The sequence below is a fragment of the Providencia zhijiangensis genome, from assembly GCF_030315915.2.
GTDB classification, from domain to species: Bacteria; Pseudomonadota; Gammaproteobacteria; order Enterobacterales; family Enterobacteriaceae; genus Providencia; species Providencia zhijiangensis.
In genome coordinates, this window is record NZ_CP135990.1 from 2948020 (window position 1) to 2964971 (window position 16952).

The following is a 16952-nucleotide window of genomic DNA, read 5'->3' on the forward strand; positions in this document are numbered from 1 at the left end:
TCATGTGTTTTAACACGGCAGATTACATATTGAATAACGCTTCCAGCGTTAAATCTTCGCCTTGTAAAATATCTTTTAAACGTCTTAAACCTTCTACCTGAATTTGACGAACTCTTTCACGAGTGAGCCCAATTTCGCGCCCAACCTCTTCCAGAGTTTCCGCTTCATATCCCAACAAACCAAAACGGCGCGCTAAAACTTCACGTTGCTTCGGATTGAGTTCATATAACCACTTAACGATATTTTCTTTTAAGTTGTTATCTTGGATAGTGTTTTCAGGCCCTGAATCATTATCATCCGATAATACTTCCAGCAGTGACTTCTCAGAATCCCCAGCAATAGGCGTATCAACCGATGTAATGCGCTCATTTAAACGTAGCATTCGGCTAACATCTTCAACAGGTTTATCTAATTGCTCAGCTATCTCTTCAGGACTTGGCTCGTGATCGAGCTTTTGAGCAAGTTCACGGGCTGTACGAAGGTATATATTGAGTTCTTTGACGATATGAATCGGTAGGCGGATTGTTCGGGTTTGATTCATGATAGCGCGTTCAATCGTTTGACGGATCCACCAAGTCGCATACGTTGAAAAACGGAAGCCTTTTTCGGGATCAAACTTTTCAACTGCACGAATCAACCCAAGATTTCCTTCTTCGATCAAATCGAGTAAGGCAAGACCTCGGTTGTTATAACGGCGAGATATTTTTACCACTAAGCGAAGGTTGCTTTCTATCATGCGCTGACGCGATGCCACATCTCCCCGAAGGGCTCTGCGAGCATAGAAAACTTCTTCCTCTGCGGTGAGGAGTGGAGAGAATCCAATTTCACTGAGATAAATTTGGGTTGCGTCCAAAACACGTTGACTCGCGCTTTGGAGTAATTCCGTTTCTTCATCCAGTTCTGAAACTAGATCCTCTTCTTTGAATTGACTCTCATCAAATGCTTCATCCATCGCATTTTCATCGAGGTCATTATACAACTCGTTAACTTTCAGCGAACTTTGGCTCATCAGTGACTCCGACCCAAGATAATGAGGACGGAATGTGTCACTCCGCCCAGTTTATCGCTGCGGTAAATAACGCAACGGGTTTACTGATTTTCCCTTATAACGAATTTCAAAATGCAAACGAACAGAACTTGTTCCGGTGCTACCCATAGTGGCTATTTTTTGACCTTCAGCAACATCCTGTTGGTCACGCACAAGTAACGTATCGTTATGTGCGTAGGCACTTAAGTAGTCATCGTTATGTTTTATTATTATGAGATTTCCATATCCGCGCAGTGCATTACCAGCATAGACGACTTTACCAGGAGCAGCTGCAATAACAGATTGACCGCGAGAACCAGCAATATCAACACCTTTGTTTCCGCCTTGCGCATCAGAGAAGCCTTCAATCATCTTCCCATCAGCTGGCCAACGCCATTTAATTGACGAATTATTGGTGCTACTTCCTGTTGTTGCTGTTGCAGTCGTAGTGGTTGGGCTCGCTGTTGTCGTTGAAACCGTTGAGGCTGGTTTCTTGTTATTCGGCAACATCTTACCTGAATTCTGCCCGCTACTATTTTCAGGATACCCATTAGTTGGTTGAATATCAACCGGGCGCTGTTGACTATTTGACGCAGTTTGTGTGATCGAGCTCACATTTGCATTACCAATATTTATCACCTGACCTACATCTAGGCTGTATGGTTCAGAAATATTGTTTTTCGATGCTAACTCACGGAAATCATTACCCGTTATATAGGCGATATAGAACAGAGTATCACCGCGCTGAACGGTGTAGGTATTTCCGTTATAACTTCCTTTAGAAATGCGGCCATAGTCTCGGTTATAAACAATACGTCCATCGCTGCTGGTTGAAACAGGTCTAGAGGCATTATTTCCCATCGAACTATTAGACGACAAATTAGGTCTGTCTGAAGGCATCGCCGTGCTCATTCCAGTATTGGACGGAGGATTCGGCACCGTTCTTGGTGCGGATTGTTGGCTAGATGAACCTCCATCATTCACACTCGAAATCGGTGCTGCGGGATGATAAGGCGTTGAGCATCCTGCTAATAAAGCACCGCTAAATGAAAAGATAACCGCCCATCGAATTCTGTTTATTGGGCTAACAATTTTCATATTTCTTCTCCCGTGAAGAAAAATCTGACCTGATACTAAAGGGTTAGAATGCAATTAATGCTTATAGAATATTAGTATCTTAAAATATTTCGCTTATTAAAGCAGAAATATAAAATAATGGACAAGTTAAATGTATCAAAAGTATAACAAATTGAGATTATCACTTAACAGTTTGAGTGAAATAACCCATTAATTCAAAATAACTTAAAGGGTTATTAGCTCAAATCGCCAGCAACAAGAGGGACAAAACGCACTTTTTCAATCACATTAGTGTGATAGTCATTACCGCGACGGGTAATTAATTTCAGAGCCTGATCTTTGTCACCGACAGGGAGCACGAGGCGTCCACCATCTTTTAACTGCTTAAGTAACAATGACGGAATTTCGCTAGGTGCGGCGGTCACAATGATCCCATCAAAAGGGCCTTTCGATTGCCAGCCTTCCCAGCCATCACCGTGGCGAGTAGAAATATTATGTAAATCTAACAACTTAAAGCGACGTTTTGCCGTCCACTGCAAGCTTTTAACTCTTTCGACTGAATACACATGCTCACAAAGATGAGCCAAAACCGCCGTTTGATACCCAGATCCCGTGCCAATCTCCAGCACATGATCCGTCGGTTTGACCGCCAATAATGCAGTCATTTTTGCAACAATATACGGCTGCGAAATGGTCTGTCCATGACCAATGGGTAATGGGATATTATCGTAGGCTTTATGAGAGAGCGCTTCGTCAACAAACCGTTCGCGAGGAACTAGCGCGAGCGCGTCTAATAGGCGCTCATCGTGAATTCCCTGTTGGCGCAATTGTGCCAGCAGTTCTTTCATGAGCCCAATTTTCATTTTGCCTTCACTCCTGACTTATCTAGCCACTCTTCTAATACAGCCTGAGTTTTATAAGACGTTAAATCCACTTGTAACGGCGTTATCGAAACATAGCCATTTTGTACCGCTTCAAAATCCGTACCTGGGCCTGCATCACGAATTTCCCCAACTGGCCCTAACCAATACAGCATATTACCGCGAGGATCTTCTAGATTATAAACCTCAGATGCCGCATGACGGCTGCCACAGCGGGTAACTTTAATTCCTTTTAGCTCCTCATAAGGAATATCTGGCACATTGATATTCAAGATATTTCCCGCACGCAATGGATTTTTTTGCAGCATAGTGAGGATATCGCACGTTACCTTGGCCGCCGTTTCATAATGCACATCACCATCCAATGAAACCGCAATAGACGGTAAACCTAAGTGACGCCCTTCTGTTGCCGCCGCAACGGTACCAGAATAAATCACATCGTCCCCGAGATTTGGGCCACAGTTGATTCCAGACACCACAATATCAGGGCGAGGACGCACAACTTTATTCACCCCGATATACACACAATCCGTTGGAGTGCCTTCTTGTACAGCGAGATCACCATTACTTAATGTTTGGATTTTTAATGGTCTATCCAAGGTTAATGCATTTGAAGCGCCACTACGGTTGCGATCGGGTGCAATCACCTGCACATGATAATGTTGGCGCAATGCCGCTGCCAGAGTTTGAATCCCCGGCGCCGATACACCATCATCGTTACTCAATAATATGTTCAGCATCAATACAATCCTGATTAATAATTTCGCGTACAACACTCGTGGCAAAGCTGCCTGAATTCAGGAAAAAGCACAGCTTCACGGTTGACGAGTCTAGCCACTGCCATTGCAGATTTTGCGGCTTAACCAGTACAGCTCGTCTCGCTGGAGAAACTCGCTCACTTTTCATTAGTGCCATAAATGGCTGATAATTTTGTAAACAGTGAGTCTCGAAAGCTAGGGCATCATCTTGAGTGCCTAAATCGCCATCCCCAGGAAGCGGCGCTGTCACACTTAGCTCAGCAGATTGTAAACGCGCTTGCAGAGAGTCTAACTCTTCTGCCGTCGCCACAAACCAGCTACCACGTCCGGTTAATTGCAGTGCATCCCCCAACATTGCGTGTTGCTGTGTATGATTTGCGATGCGCGCACTGGCGATATCATTAAACATAGCACTTCGCGCGGCAGAGAGATAAAAACTGCGTTTATTTCGTTCACGTACTGTAATTTCTTGATTTGCCCAGCGGCGAGCTTGAACCAAGTTTTGCCCATCCCGACCAAAACGTTGTTCGCCAAAATAGTTCGGAACACCTAAATCAGCCACTTTTTGTAGGCGTTGTTCTACATCATCGGTGTCCGTAATATCCCGCAATATCACTTCGAATTGATTCCCTTTTAAGGAACCAATGCGTAATTTACGTTTCTGGCGAGTGACCGCTAACACACGGCACCCTTCAAGCTGCCAAGCCGAAAAATCGGGCGTGTCTTTACCCGGCATTTGCAGACAGAACCACTGCTCTGTCACCGCATGTCTGTCTTTTAGTCCCGCATAACTGACTGCTCTTGCTGAAATTTTAGCAAACTTTGCCAGTTGTTCCGCAACAAATAATGTATTGCAGCCTGTTTTTTCGACGCGAACCATAACGTGTTCGCCTTCGCCATCAAGCTCAAAACCCAAATCTTCTTTCACCACGAAATCTTCAGGAATACTTTTTAATGTCCCTGAAGAGAGGGGTTTACCATGCAGGTACTGAACATTCATAACTTTCATTACTATTATCTTTGATAAGTAAAACCACAGCGGCGCAAGCAATCCCTTCTTTTCGCCCCACAAAACCCAATTGTTCTGTGGTGGTTGCTTTCACATTGACGTCGTCCATGTGGCATTCGAGATCTTCGGCGATATTCACGCGCATTTGTGGGATATGCGGCAACATTTTTGGTGCTTGCGCCATGATAGTGACGTCGATATTGCCAATTAAATAACCTTTTTTACGTACTTGGCAAAAGGCTTCTCTGAGTAATACTCGGCTATCTGCGCCTTTATAAGCAGGGTCAGTATCTGGGAATAATTTTCCGATATCCCCAAGTGCCGCAGCACCTAAAATGGCGTCTGTCAGCGCGTGTAAGACCACATCACCATCCGAATGTGCGATAAGACCTTGTTCGTAAGGAATGCGAACGCCACCAATAACGATAGGGCCTTCTCCGCCAAACTTATGCACATCAAAACCGTGTCCGATTCTCATTTTTTTTCCTTATGATTTCATTCTTGAAAGATAAAATTCCGCCAGCGCCAAGTCCTCTGGTCGCGTCACCTTAAGGTTATCTGCTCGTCCCGATACTAATATCGGTTGATAACCGCAATGCTCAAGTGCGGAAGCCTCATCCGTGATTACTGCATTTTCTTTCAATGCTTTATCTAAACAGTCACGTAGTAATACTAATGGGAAAAACTGCGGTGTTAAGGCATGCCAGAGCGCTTCTCGCTCAACAGTATGGGAAATACTTTGCGTTCCCTCCACGCCCCGTTTCATCGTATCCCGAACCGGAGCCGCCAGTATGCCCCCACAACAATCATTCTGAGTGGCTAACTGAACGATAGTATTTAAATCATCTAAATGCAGACACGGACGTGCCGCATCATGCACCAATACCCAAGCATCATCATACTCAGGTTGCGAAACCAGATAGTTTAATCCTGATAATACTGAATCTGCACGCTCTTTCCCCCCGATAACCGTGATGACGCGAGGGTCTTTGGCTATATCGAGGTGATGGAAATAATCATCTTCGGCACTTAATGCAACCACGATTTTTTGTACGTCGCCACTGCGCAATAAGGCGTCAATGGTGTGTTCAATAATAGTTTTCCCTGCGACCGACAAATATTGCTTTGGGCAATCCGCATTCATACGACTGCCCACTCCCGCAGCGGGGATCAGCGCAACAATCGGTACTGCGCTGGATGTTCTTGGATTTATCATGATTCGAATCTTACATCAGAAATTATCAGGCTCTTGGGTGTGGTCTGCCCTACACGATGATTATTGAGATGACGGTGGATTATTACGCTCTTTGACCATTCGATAGAATGATTCTCCAGGCTTTAACATGCCTAGCTCGCTACGTGCGCGCTCTTCAATTGCATCCTGACCATCATTCAAGTCATTGATTTCTGCAAATAGCTGCTCATTACGCTGTTTTAAACGCGTATTCACAATTTCCTGCGCAGCAACATCATCCTTGACTTTGACATAGTCATGGATGCCATTTTTGCCTAACCATAAGGAATATTGTAACCAAGCTAATATCGCAATTAATAGTAGCGTTAATTTACCCATCTTGCCCCCTGAAATGATTTGCTAATCATCCCATAACTGAGCGCGTGACGCTACTGCGATGCAAATATTGTCTAAAAAAGTCAGAATTGTTCGCGCTAGAAGAGATTAAATATCATCCAATTCCCTATAAATGTAGAAAAGGATGATATTTAAGTAAAATCAATTTGCTATAGAAATGATATTTCGCTGTTGCAGCAGTTGAATCACCTGCGCTAAAGAATCATGGATAGGGCGCAGACCATCAAGGTGTAATTCTGGATTTTGTGGTGGTTGATAAGGCGAATCAATCCCCGTGAAATGGGTAATTTTTCCTGCTCGTGCTTGCTGATATAACCCTTTGGGATCTCGCTTTTCACAAACCTCAATGGGCGTATCCACATACAGCTCATAAAACTGATCGGGTTCAAACAGTTCACGTACACGCTGCCTATCTTCTTGATAAGGAGAAATAAACGCTGTAGCCACAATCAGCCCCGCATCCACCATTAACTTGGCAACTTCGCCAATCCGTCGAATATTTTCCTGCCGATCCGCATCACTAAACCCAAGGTCACGACACAATCCATGGCGAACATTATCTCCATCAAGAAGATAGGTTTTGATCCCCAAATTAGCCAATTGTGTCTCTATCACCCCCGCCAACGTGGACTTTCCCGACCCCGATAAGCCCGTCAACCACAGCACCGCACCTTTGTGACCATTACGCTGCTCTCGCCATTGCCGAGTCACATTATGGGAATGCCAAACAATATTATCCGACAGGCCATTTTCCAATGTATCCATAACGTTACTTCCCACCTAACACATCCCGGGCACCCCAGTGCGGGAAATGGCGGCGGATCAGTTGGTTAAGCTCAACTTCGAATTGGCTAAACTCACCACGATGTACCGTTTCTTCTGGCTGCACCTCTCTAACTAGCCCAGCCCCCACCGTCACGTTGGTTAGCCTATCAATCAAAATCATCCCACCAGTATCACCATTGCTTTGGTAATTTTCCAGTAGTAATGGCTCATCGAATGAAAACTCCACCAAACCGATGCCGTTCAATGGCAGTTCCGTGGCCACTTTCTGAGTTAAGTTATTCACATCCACTTGGTATTGAATGTTTTCAACTTTGCCTCGGCTTCGCTTGCCTGCCACTTTAATATCCACTTGTTGCCCTTGCACCAACGGCTGTTCTGACATCCACACCACATCCACTAAGGCGTGCTGGCTAGCAAGTAACTCTTCGTTTTCAGCGACAATTAAATCGCCGCGACTGATATCAATTTCATCGTTCAGTACTATCGTAATCGCCTCACCCGCAATGGCTGAAGTCGGGTTACCGGAAAATGTCACAATCTCTTTGATAGTTGAAACGCTCCCTGAAGGCAGCACTTTCACGCGTTGCCCCACCTGTACAACCCCCGATGACACCGTGCCACTGTAGCCGCGAAAATCTAAGTTTGGGCGATTCACATATTGCACAGGGAAGCGCAATGGCTGCTCAGCGGCCGTCTGAGTCACTTGCACCGTTTCCAGCAGCGACAATAACGTTTCCCCTTGATACCACGGTAAATTCTCGCTTGGTGAGACGATGTTATCCCCATCCAGTGCCGAAATCGGCACAAACCAGACGTTTAAATCGAGCGGAAGTTGCTGAGCAAATTGCTGGTAATCTTGCTGTATTTTCTCAAACACTGACTGACTATAATCCACCAGATCCATTTTATTCACCGCGACGATCAAGTGGCGGATCCCCAGCAACGTACTAATAAAACTGTGGCGTCGCGTTTGCTCTTGAATGCCTTTTCGAGCATCGATCAGCAGAATAGATAACGAGCACGTTGATGCGCCTGTCGCCATATTGCGGGTATATTGTTCATGTCCAGGTGTATCTGCGATGATAAACTTGCGTTTTTCTGTCGAAAAATAGCGATATGCCACATCGATGGTGATCCCCTGTTCGCGCTCGGCAGCGAGCCCATCCACCAGCAAGGCCAGATCCAATTTCTCGCCTTGAGTGCCAATTCGCTTACTGTCGCTTTGTAAAACGGACAATTGATCTTGGTAGATTTGTTGAGTGTCATGCAGCAAGCGCCCAATCAAGGTACTTTTCCCATCATCCACGTTGCCGCAGGTAAGAAACCGCAATAATCCCTTATGTTGCTGAGCCTGCAAGTAAGCTTCCACGCCACCTTGCAGTTGAATTTGATGCGCCATTGCGTCGTTATACGCTAATTCAGCCATAATGTTGCTCTCCTCACCGATTAATTAAAAATAGCCTTGGCGCTTTTTCAGCTCCATAGAGGCGGATTGGTCACTATCAATCAAACGCCCTTGGCGTTCACTGGTGGTGGATAGCAACATCTCTTCGATAATTTCCGGTAGCGTGCTGGCATTCGACGGCACAGCTCCCGTCAATGGCCAGCAGCCTAATGTGCGAAATCGTACTTTTTTCTTGGCAATAACCTCTCCCGCTTTTAGCTCTATGCGCCCATCGTCCACCATGATTAAGGTGCCGTCGCGTTCAATCACAGGGCGTTCATCGGCAAAATAGAGTGGGACAATGTCGATGTTTTCCAAGTAGATATATTGCCAAATATCCAGTTCAGTCCAATTGGATAGCGGGAAAACGCGGATACTTTCCCCTTTATTAATTTGTCCGTTGTAATTGTGCCAAAGCTCCGGTCGTTGGTTTTTCGGATCCCAGCGGTGCGAGCGGTCACGGAATGAATAAATTCGTTCTTTTGCTCGTGATTTTTCTTCATCACGCCTAGCACCACCGAACGCGGCATCAAAGCCATATTTATCTAGCGCCTGCTTTAAGCCCTCGGTTTTCATGATATCTGTATGCTTCGCACTACCATGAACAAACGGATTTATGCCGAGACGCTCCCCTTCGGGATTTCGGTGGATCAATAATTCAAAACCGTATTTTTTCGCCGTCTCATCACGGAACTGGTACATTTCACGAAATTTCCATCCGGTATCCACATGTAGCAAAGGGAAAGGGATCGTGCCAGGATAGAACGCTTTTCGAGCCAAATGCAGCATCACAGATGAGTCTTTACCGATTGAATAGAGCATCACGGGATTCGCAAATTCCGCCGCCACTTCACGAATAATATGAATACTTTCCGCTTCTAATTGCTGTAAGTGGGTTAATTTTTTTTCGTTCACGATTTACTCCTCGATTAAGCCAATTCCAGCACGGCTGAGCGCCATTGGATGGTTTCGGGTTGCTGGCCAAACCACGCCAGCTGTTGATGTAATGCCGCCACTTCACCAATGACGATTAATGCAGGGGCTGGCGCTTGCTGAGCCAATGACTCCAATTCATGCAAAGCCCCCACAATCACTTTTTGATTTTGCCGAGTCCCACAACCAATCACCGCAACGGGGGTATCTCGATGACGGCCATATTGAATAAGCTGCTGGCGAATATTGGCAGCTGTCACGGTGCCCATGTAGATAGCCAGTGTTTGATGACCGCGTGCTAATGCTTGCCAATCCAACTCAGCCCCCTCTTGTCGGCAATGTCCGGTAATAAACGTGATACTCTGCGCGTGTTCTCTGTGGGTCAGCGGGATCCCCGCATAAGCCGCCGCACCAATAGCAGCAGTGATGCCGGGTACGACTTGAAAAGGGATGTTAGCCTCGGCAGCAACTTGCAACTCTTCACCACCACGACCAAAAATAAACGGATCCCCGCCTTTTAAGCGCACCACCTTTTTGCCTTGCTGGGCATAGTTGACGATCAACCGATTGGTTTCCTCTTGGGAAACGCTGTGATTTCCTGCTCGTTTACCCACACAGACTTTGTCTGCATCACGGCGAACAAGGTCAAGGATTTCCGAGCTCACCAAATGGTCATACAGCACCACATCCGCGTTTTGCAGTACTCTCAGCCCTTTAAGTGTTAGCAGCCCCGCATCCCCCGGACCTGCTCCCACCAAGGTCAGCTCCCCTTGGTTATCCGGCTTCGCTAGCTGTTGCTCCAGCTGCTTTTCGGCATCATCCAGTTGCCCACTTTCCACCAAAGAGGCAAAACGCCCGCTAAAACTCAGCTCCCAAAAACGTTTACGCTCACTGAGCTTGGTCAAATTCTGCTTAACGCGCTCACGCCAACGCCCTGCAATCTCCGCCATTTTACCCAGCGATGTCGGCAACAAGGTTTCCAGTTTTTCTCGTAATAATTTGGCTAAGACAGGTGCGGTTCCACCCGATGAAATCGCCACCATAATGGGAGAACGATCGATAATCGAAGGCACAATAAAGGAACATAGGGGTTGGTCATCCACCACGTTGACAAAAATATGGCGCTGCTGCGCATCATGAAAAACTTTCTCATTGAGCGCTTGGTCATCCGTGGCAGCAATCACCAAGTAAGCATCATCAAGGTGATAAGCTTGATAAGGCTGCTGCACCCAGTGCAATTGTTTTTGCTGATAAGCTAACTGTAAGCTTTCGCAAAGTTCAGGGGAAATCACCACCAGCGAGGCATGGGCTTTCAATAATAATTCGGCTTTACGTGCCGCAACCACACCGCCGCCAATCAAGACAACTTGTCTTTCTCGCACACTCACAAATAAGGGTAAGTAATCCATATATCGCTTCCATCCAACATTTTAATTATAAGAGCAATGAAATTGACTATATGGCCTGAATTGGTCACTTTGAAATGACAAAAAAGCATGAATAGGAACAGAAAGGCATAAGCTAAATAAAGTGAGGAAAACCCAGTAAATTAAGCCTATCTCTCGCGATTTTGTATAAATAAACAATAAAGGGACACCCTTATTTTAGATAAAGGTATCCCTTTGTTATTACACAAATAAATTAACTTTCTACTTATTAGTAATGCAAGTAATTAATTATTTAAACGAAGTCTTTAGTTTTCTTAAAAAGCATTAATTTTCATGCAGCCCACATTCTCGCTTTAAGCCAAAGAAACGGGTCTGTTCTTCGCTCATTCCCGGCTCCCACGGACGGCTGGTATGGGTATCCCCTACTGATAAATACCCTTTTTCCCATAATGGATGGTAGGGTAAATTATGTTTGGTCAGATACTGATAAACATCTTTATTATTCCAATCAATCACCGGCAGAATTTTAAAGATCCCGCGCCCAAGACTCAGTACGGGTAACTCAGAACGGCTCGCCGATTGTTCCCGCCTTAATCCTGAAAACCAGCTTTGCGCCTGCAGTTCATGCAGCGCCCTCGCCATCGGCTCCACTTTGTTCAATTGGTTATAACGCTCTATGCCCTCAATCCCTTGAGTCCACAACTGCCCATGAATGGCTTCTTGCCATGCAGGGCTCGTCGCCGCTCGGTACACTTTCAAGTTTAAATTCAGGCGTTCAGTAAGCTGCTCAATAAACTGATACGTTTCGGGAAACAGATAACCCGTATCCGTCAGAATCACAGGAATATTTGGCACCACTTGCGTGACTAAGTGCAGCGCCAAAGCACCTTGGATGCCAAAGCTTGATGACAACACGAATTCAGCAGGAAGATGTTCAACCGCCCACTCAATGCGGGCTAGTGCGGTCATCTCTTCAAGTTGCGTATTCAATTCCGCTAAATAAGCGACTTGAGCCTGTTTATCTAACGGATGAACTTGCGCTAATTGAAGTCGGCTCATACCGCCTCCTTGACCTCGTAAAAATCGATAGCTGAGTTGAGTACCGGCTTCACGACGTTAGCGCGGATCAGGTAATCACCAAAACCTTCATTCGGTTGACGCTCAACTGCCCAGCGACCAATCAGCTCATCCATGATGGCTAAAATTTCTGTGCTGCTGATATTTTCCTTATACATTCGAGGAATACGCGTACCGATGCGGTTTCCACCTAAATGCAAGTTATAACGGTCGAGGGCTTTACCCACCAATCCCACTTCCGCCAGCATCGCGCGACCACAGCCATTTGGGCAGCCCGTAACCCGTAAAACAATATGTTCATCCGCCACGTGATGCGCCGCCATGATGTTTTCAACTTGCGTGACGAACTCTGGCAAAAAACGCTCCGCTTCCGCCATCGCTAGCGGACAGGTTGGGAAAGAGACACACGCCATCGAGTTTTCACGCTGGCGCGTCACTTCACCGCTCATCAATCCGTGCTCAATGGCAATTTTCTCTATTGTCTCTTTGTCTTCTTCCGCAATCCCCGCCACAATTAAGTTCTGATTGGCCGTCAGGCGAAAATCCCCTTTATGGATTTTAGCGATTTCGGCGACGCCAGTTTTTAACGGTTTATCCGCTAAGTCGATTAAGCGCCCATTCTCCACAAACAAGGTTAAATGCCAGCGGTTATCAATTCCCTTAAGCCAGCCAATTTGATCGCCACGCTCCGTAAATTGGTAAGGGCGAATAGCCTCAAACTGCACGCCGGCACGTTTTTCCACTTCCGCCTTAAACACCTCAATCCCAACGCGCTCAAGGGTATATTTGGTTTTGGCATTTTTACGATCAGTTCGGTTTCCCCAATCCCGCTGCGTAGTGACAATCGCTTCAGCAATTGCCAAGGTTTTATCTAAGGGAATAAAACCAAATTCACTGGCAAGGCGTGGGAATGTGTTGGTATCGCCGTGGGTCATCGCTAAACCGCCGCCCACCAGCACGTTGAAACCGATCAATTGCCCTTTTTCAGCAATCGCCACAAAGTTCATATCATTGGCATGGAGATCCACATCATTCAATGGAGGGATCACCACCGTGGTTTTAAATTTCCGAGGAAGATAGGTTTGCCCTAAAATCGGTTCTTCATCGGTGGTCACAATCTTTTCTTTATCCAACCAAATCTCAGCATACGCACTGGTGCGAGGTAGCAAATGCTCAGAGATTTTTTTCGCCCATTCATAGGCTTGCTGATGCAGTTCAGACTGCACGGGGTTAGAAGTACACAGTACGTTACGGTTTACGTCATTGGCGGTCGCTAACGCATCCAGCCCCACATGACTGAGCATTTGATGCGCCGGCTTCACATCCCCTTTCAGAATACCGTGAAACTGGAATGTTTGACGGTTGGTGATGCGAATACTGCCATACAGCGTGTGCTCAGAGGCAAATTTATCAATATCGAGCCACTGTTTCGGGGTAATAATCCCCCCCGGTAAGCGGCAACGCAGCATCATGGCATGACGCGGTTCCAGCTTCTGCTCAGCTCGCTCTGCACGAATGTCTCTGTCGTCTTGCTGATACATGCCGTGAAAACGGATCAGCAAGAAGTTGTCTCCGTCAAAACCGCCCGTTAAGCCATTTTTGAGGTCGTCTTTGATAGTGCCTCGTAAATAGTTACTTTGCTGCTTCATCCGCTCGCTGTCAGCGAGCTTCCCTTCAACCACTAAGGCTGGCTGAGGTGCAGCTTTTTGATGTTCATTGCTCATTAATAAACGTCCCTCTGGTAACGGCGCATCACACGCAGCTCACTTAAAAAGTCATCCGCTTGCTCTTCATCCATGTGCCCGTGCTCGCTGATGACATCCAATAATGCTTGTTCCACATCTTTCGCCATCCGATTTGCATCCCCACACACATAAATGTGCGCACCTTGCTGGATCCAGTCCCACACTTCATTACCTTGCTCGCGCAATTTGTCTTGTACATACACTTTTTCAGCCTGATCCCGCGACCACGCTAATGAAATATGGGTCAGCAAACCGTCTTTGACATAACGCTGCCATTCCACTTGATATAAAAAATCGTCAACAAAGTGCGGATTGCCGAAAAACAGCCAGTTTTTACCTTCGCTACCATCGTTATCTCGTTGTTGTAAGAAAGCGCGGAATGGGGCAATACCCGTGCCCGGACCAATCATAATTACGGGCGTATTTGAGTCCGCGGGTAAGCGGAAATTATCATTATGTTCAATAAACACCCGCAGTTCGTCACCTTCATTGAGACGATCCGCTAAAAACCCAGAAGCCCCCCCTGTTCTTGGACGACCATCTATTTCATAACGAACAACCCCAACAGTGGCATGCACTTCATCAGCGGCCTCCGCTTGTGAAGAGGAAATGGAGTACAAGCGCGGGGTCAATGGACGCAGTAAATCCACAAATTCTTGCGCACTTGGCTGAGCTGCCGCTTGGCGAACCATATCGACGATCGGCGTGGTTTGCGCATATTGCATAATGGCGGGCTTATCGCTGATCAAACCTAATAAATTGTCATCTTTAGATAGCTGCGCATACTTTTCGACGATCAAATAGGTGTTTTGGGTTAGTTCTAATTGGTAAGTTAACGCATCACGCAGCGAATGGCGCTGTTGACCAATAAATACGTCCTCATCCCCCTGTAGCCATAGCAGGCTAATCAGCTCATCCACTAACGCGGGGTCATTATCAAACCACACGCCCAGCGCATCACCTGGCTGATAGCGTAGACCGGAATCCCCCAAGTCAATCTCAATATGGCGCACATCTTTGTCGGAACCGCGGCCTGTTATCTTTTGATTACTCAATAGCGAGGCGGTTAATGGCGCTGTTTTACTGTAAGGGGAAGAATCGAGCTGATTCACACTGCCTGATTGGGTGTTGATGAGCTGGCTGTCCGTTTGAGCGGGAACTCGCGCTTTTAAAATCTGCGTCAAAGAGCTTACCCACTCGTCTGCCAATGCTTGGTATTCAACATCCGCATCGACCCGAGGAAGCAACGCACTCGCCCCCAGCTTCGCAAACTGGCTATCGAAATCTTTTCCGGCTTGGCAAAAATGCTCATAAGAAGAATCGCCAAGCGCAAAAACCGCATAATGGGCGGTTGAGAGATCAGGCGCTTTCTTCGAATTCAAATATTTATGTAATGCAACGGCCTCTTCGGCTGGCTCCCCTTCACCTTGGGTGGATGCCACGACGATCACCACTTTCTCTTGGTTGATCTGCTTAAACTTATAATCGCCAGCATTGACTAAATTGGCACTGATTTTCTCACTCAGTAGTTTTTCTCGAAGCTGCTCAGCTAAACGGCGGGCATTACCCGTTTGGGAGGCTGAAATAATGGTCACGGTTTCTTGAGGCGCATTGCTTGCAGATGAATGGCTTGCAGCCACAGGCTCGCTCAGCGTACTGTTTTGATTTACCATGCCCCACAAATAGCCAGATAGCCAAGCCAATTGATGGGATGAATAATCCCCCACTGCGGTTTGTAAGCGCCCTAATTGCTCCGTCGAAATCGGTAATGCTGATAATGGAGGTTGCTTGTTTTGCATTATTTTGTCACTCCAACGTGATCCATCATTGAATAGTCAATAAAACGTTATTTATGCCATTCTCTATCCCAAATGAAGATAAAGGTTATAACAGCCATAACTAGGAAGATAAGAAACTATAGCCATAACTAATAGCTAAAAATCCTAAAGAAAATATTCGATGATGAATATCGAATAAAAAGATTAGCCAGAAATCGATAAATAACGACATTTTGAGTAAAAATAACAGTAGAATACGCTACTAAACATTAGTAAGGAGAAATTTATGAGCACAACCATCTACAAAGATTTTCACTTTGAAGCAGCCCACCGCCTTCCTCATGTCCCTGAGGGGCATAAATGTGGTCGCCTGCATGGGCACTCTTTCATGGTGCGCTTAGAAATCACGGGTGAAATTGATGCGCATACGGGATGGATCATAGATTTTGCTGATGTGAAAAGCGCCTTTAAACCTATCTATGAGCGTCTAGACCATCATTATTTAAATGAAATAGAAGGGTTAGAAAACCCAACCAGTGAAGTACTTGCTCGCTGGATTTGGCAGCAAACCAAGCCACTATTACCACTATTAAGCGCCATTACGGTTAAAGAAACCTGCAATGCAGGCTGTGTGTATCGCGGAGAAGCATAAGCCAAAGAGATGCTGAGCTGTAAGTTATCACCTACAGCTCAAAGACATAGTGATTACTGAATATTCAGATATTTATGGGTTTGAATGGATAGCCGCCAGTTGCGTTGAATGCAGGTATCGATACATAGCTTCGTCGCCGACACTTTTTGGCTAATAGGCTGAAGCGCCACAATCGGTGGCTCACCCTGAGTTCGCAAAGATAATAGCAGGTCAAGGGCTTCAATATCCTTTTCACGCGCCACAGGATGTTTGATTTCATTGGCACGATTAATCGCTTGTTCGAGTACTTGTAATCCACCTTTCATCCCCACTTTCGGCGAGACAGTGACCCAAGTATTTTCGGTGCAGATGATAGGGTAAGTGCCGCTGGTTTCTATCTGACATTGAAACCCATTCGCTTCAAGGGATTGTGTTAAGGCAGTTAAATCATAAATGCACGGCTCGCCACCCGTTATCACAATGTGTTTTGCGGTATAGCCGTTTTGTTGCATCAGTTGGATTAGGCTTTCGGCATCGGACATTGCCCATAAATCACTGTCTTGTGTTTTTAATGCAATATCACCCAATGTGGATTCCTTCGCGGGCTCTTTGTCCCAGGTCTGTTTGGTATCGCACCAACTACAGCCAACTGGACAGCCTTGCAAACGAATAAAAACAGCAGGGACGCCAGTAAAAACACCTTCCCCCTGTAAAGTTTGGAAGATTTCATTAATTGGGTATTTCATATTGCTCCTAGAAGATTCCATTTGGCGCATATTATATTGCAGATATCTATCTCGCGGGCAATGCACTTTGTGATAATGTAG

The 16952-nt window shown here is 46.0% G+C and carries 17 protein-coding genes; 1 reads left to right on the plus strand and 16 read right to left on the minus strand.

The features are described from left to right. Nucleotides 1-22 precede the first annotated feature (22 nt). The 15 genes from rpoS to cysJ all read right to left on the minus strand — a co-directional run bounded on the left by rpoS (nucleotide 23) and on the right by cysJ (nucleotide 15515). The gene (rpoS, locus tag QS795_RS13440; RefSeq protein WP_154602368.1) at nucleotides 23-1009 is read right to left on the minus strand and encodes an RNA polymerase sigma factor RpoS; all 987 of its coding nucleotides are present in this window, start codon (nucleotides 1007-1009) and stop codon (nucleotides 23-25) included. A gap of 51 nt (nucleotides 1010-1060) precedes the next feature. Further along, nucleotides 1061-2125 (minus strand): murein hydrolase activator NlpD, encoded by a 1065-nt coding sequence (gene nlpD / locus QS795_RS13445; protein WP_154602367.1) that lies wholly within the window; start codon nucleotides 2123-2125, stop codon nucleotides 1061-1063. Nucleotides 2126-2340: 215 nt separating this feature from the next. Then, on the minus strand, nucleotides 2341-2967 hold the full coding sequence (locus tag QS795_RS13450; RefSeq protein ID WP_006659377.1) for a protein-L-isoaspartate(D-aspartate) O-methyltransferase: 627 nt from the start codon (nucleotides 2965-2967) through the stop codon (nucleotides 2341-2343). After that, a complete protein-coding gene (gene surE, locus QS795_RS13455; RefSeq protein ID WP_154602366.1) occupies nucleotides 2964-3725 on the minus strand; it encodes a 5'/3'-nucleotidase SurE in 762 nt (253 codons plus the stop codon). The genes QS795_RS13450 and surE overlap by 4 nt, the downstream gene beginning before the upstream one ends. After that, nucleotides 3703-4752 carry a tRNA pseudouridine(13) synthase TruD gene (gene truD / locus QS795_RS13460; protein WP_286272004.1) on the minus strand — a complete coding sequence of 350 codons (1050 nt, stop codon included), beginning with the start codon at nucleotides 4750-4752 and terminating at the stop codon, nucleotides 3703-3705. Before truD ends, surE begins: the two co-directional genes overlap by 23 nt. Beyond that, nucleotides 4718-5230, minus strand: coding sequence for a 2-C-methyl-D-erythritol 2,4-cyclodiphosphate synthase (gene ispF / locus QS795_RS13465; RefSeq protein WP_108478380.1), 513 nt, complete (start codon nucleotides 5228-5230; stop codon nucleotides 4718-4720). Before ispF ends, truD begins: the two co-directional genes overlap by 35 nt. 9 nt (nucleotides 5231-5239) lie before the next feature. Beyond that, nucleotides 5240-5968: a 2-C-methyl-D-erythritol 4-phosphate cytidylyltransferase gene (gene ispD / locus QS795_RS13470; protein WP_154602364.1), complete on the minus strand. Its 729-nt coding sequence runs from the start codon at nucleotides 5966-5968 to the stop codon at nucleotides 5240-5242. Between the two features lie 60 nt (nucleotides 5969-6028). Beyond that, nucleotides 6029-6325, minus strand: coding sequence for a cell division protein FtsB (ftsB, locus tag QS795_RS13475; RefSeq protein ID WP_036955764.1), 297 nt, complete (start codon nucleotides 6323-6325; stop codon nucleotides 6029-6031). A 159-nt stretch (nucleotides 6326-6484) separates the two neighbouring features. Continuing rightward, on the minus strand, nucleotides 6485-7108 hold the full coding sequence (cysC, locus tag QS795_RS13480) for an adenylyl-sulfate kinase (protein ID WP_318626536.1): 624 nt from the start codon (nucleotides 7106-7108) through the stop codon (nucleotides 6485-6487). A 4-nt stretch (nucleotides 7109-7112) separates the two neighbouring features. After that, nucleotides 7113-8555, minus strand: a complete 1443-nt coding sequence (cysN, locus tag QS795_RS13485; RefSeq protein ID WP_286272010.1) for a sulfate adenylyltransferase subunit CysN — start codon at nucleotides 8553-8555, stop codon at nucleotides 7113-7115. Nucleotides 8556-8579: 24 nt separating this feature from the next. Then, the gene (gene cysD, locus QS795_RS13490) at nucleotides 8580-9488 is read right to left on the minus strand and encodes a sulfate adenylyltransferase subunit CysD (protein WP_036955774.1); all 909 of its coding nucleotides are present in this window, start codon (nucleotides 9486-9488) and stop codon (nucleotides 8580-8582) included. A 14-nt stretch (nucleotides 9489-9502) separates the two neighbouring features. Beyond that, the gene (cysG, locus tag QS795_RS13495) at nucleotides 9503-10915 is read right to left on the minus strand and encodes a siroheme synthase CysG (RefSeq protein ID WP_154602361.1); all 1413 of its coding nucleotides are present in this window, start codon (nucleotides 10913-10915) and stop codon (nucleotides 9503-9505) included. Nucleotides 10916-11218: 303 nt separating this feature from the next. Beyond that, entirely contained in the window at nucleotides 11219-11953 is a 735-nt protein-coding gene (locus QS795_RS13500) for a phosphoadenylyl-sulfate reductase (RefSeq protein ID WP_286272012.1), read from the minus strand. Continuing rightward, nucleotides 11950-13695: an assimilatory sulfite reductase (NADPH) hemoprotein subunit gene (gene cysI / locus QS795_RS13505; RefSeq protein WP_154602359.1), complete on the minus strand. Its 1746-nt coding sequence runs from the start codon at nucleotides 13693-13695 to the stop codon at nucleotides 11950-11952. The genes QS795_RS13500 and cysI overlap by 4 nt, the downstream gene beginning before the upstream one ends. Beyond that, nucleotides 13695-15515, minus strand: coding sequence for an NADPH-dependent assimilatory sulfite reductase flavoprotein subunit (cysJ, locus tag QS795_RS13510; protein ID WP_286272014.1), 1821 nt, complete (start codon nucleotides 15513-15515; stop codon nucleotides 13695-13697). Before cysJ ends, cysI begins: the two co-directional genes overlap by 1 nt. 265 nt (nucleotides 15516-15780) lie before the next feature. Here cysJ and queD point away from each other — a divergent pair, with 265 nt between their 5' ends. Then, nucleotides 15781-16146 carry a 6-carboxytetrahydropterin synthase QueD gene (gene queD, locus QS795_RS13515; protein WP_154602357.1) on the plus strand — a complete coding sequence of 122 codons (366 nt, stop codon included), beginning with the start codon at nucleotides 15781-15783 and terminating at the stop codon, nucleotides 16144-16146. A gap of 53 nt (nucleotides 16147-16199) precedes the next feature. Here queD and queE read toward each other — a convergent pair whose 3' ends face one another. Further along, on the minus strand, nucleotides 16200-16871 hold the full coding sequence (gene queE / locus QS795_RS13520) for a 7-carboxy-7-deazaguanine synthase QueE (protein WP_286272015.1): 672 nt from the start codon (nucleotides 16869-16871) through the stop codon (nucleotides 16200-16202). Nucleotides 16872-16952 lie beyond the last annotated feature (81 nt).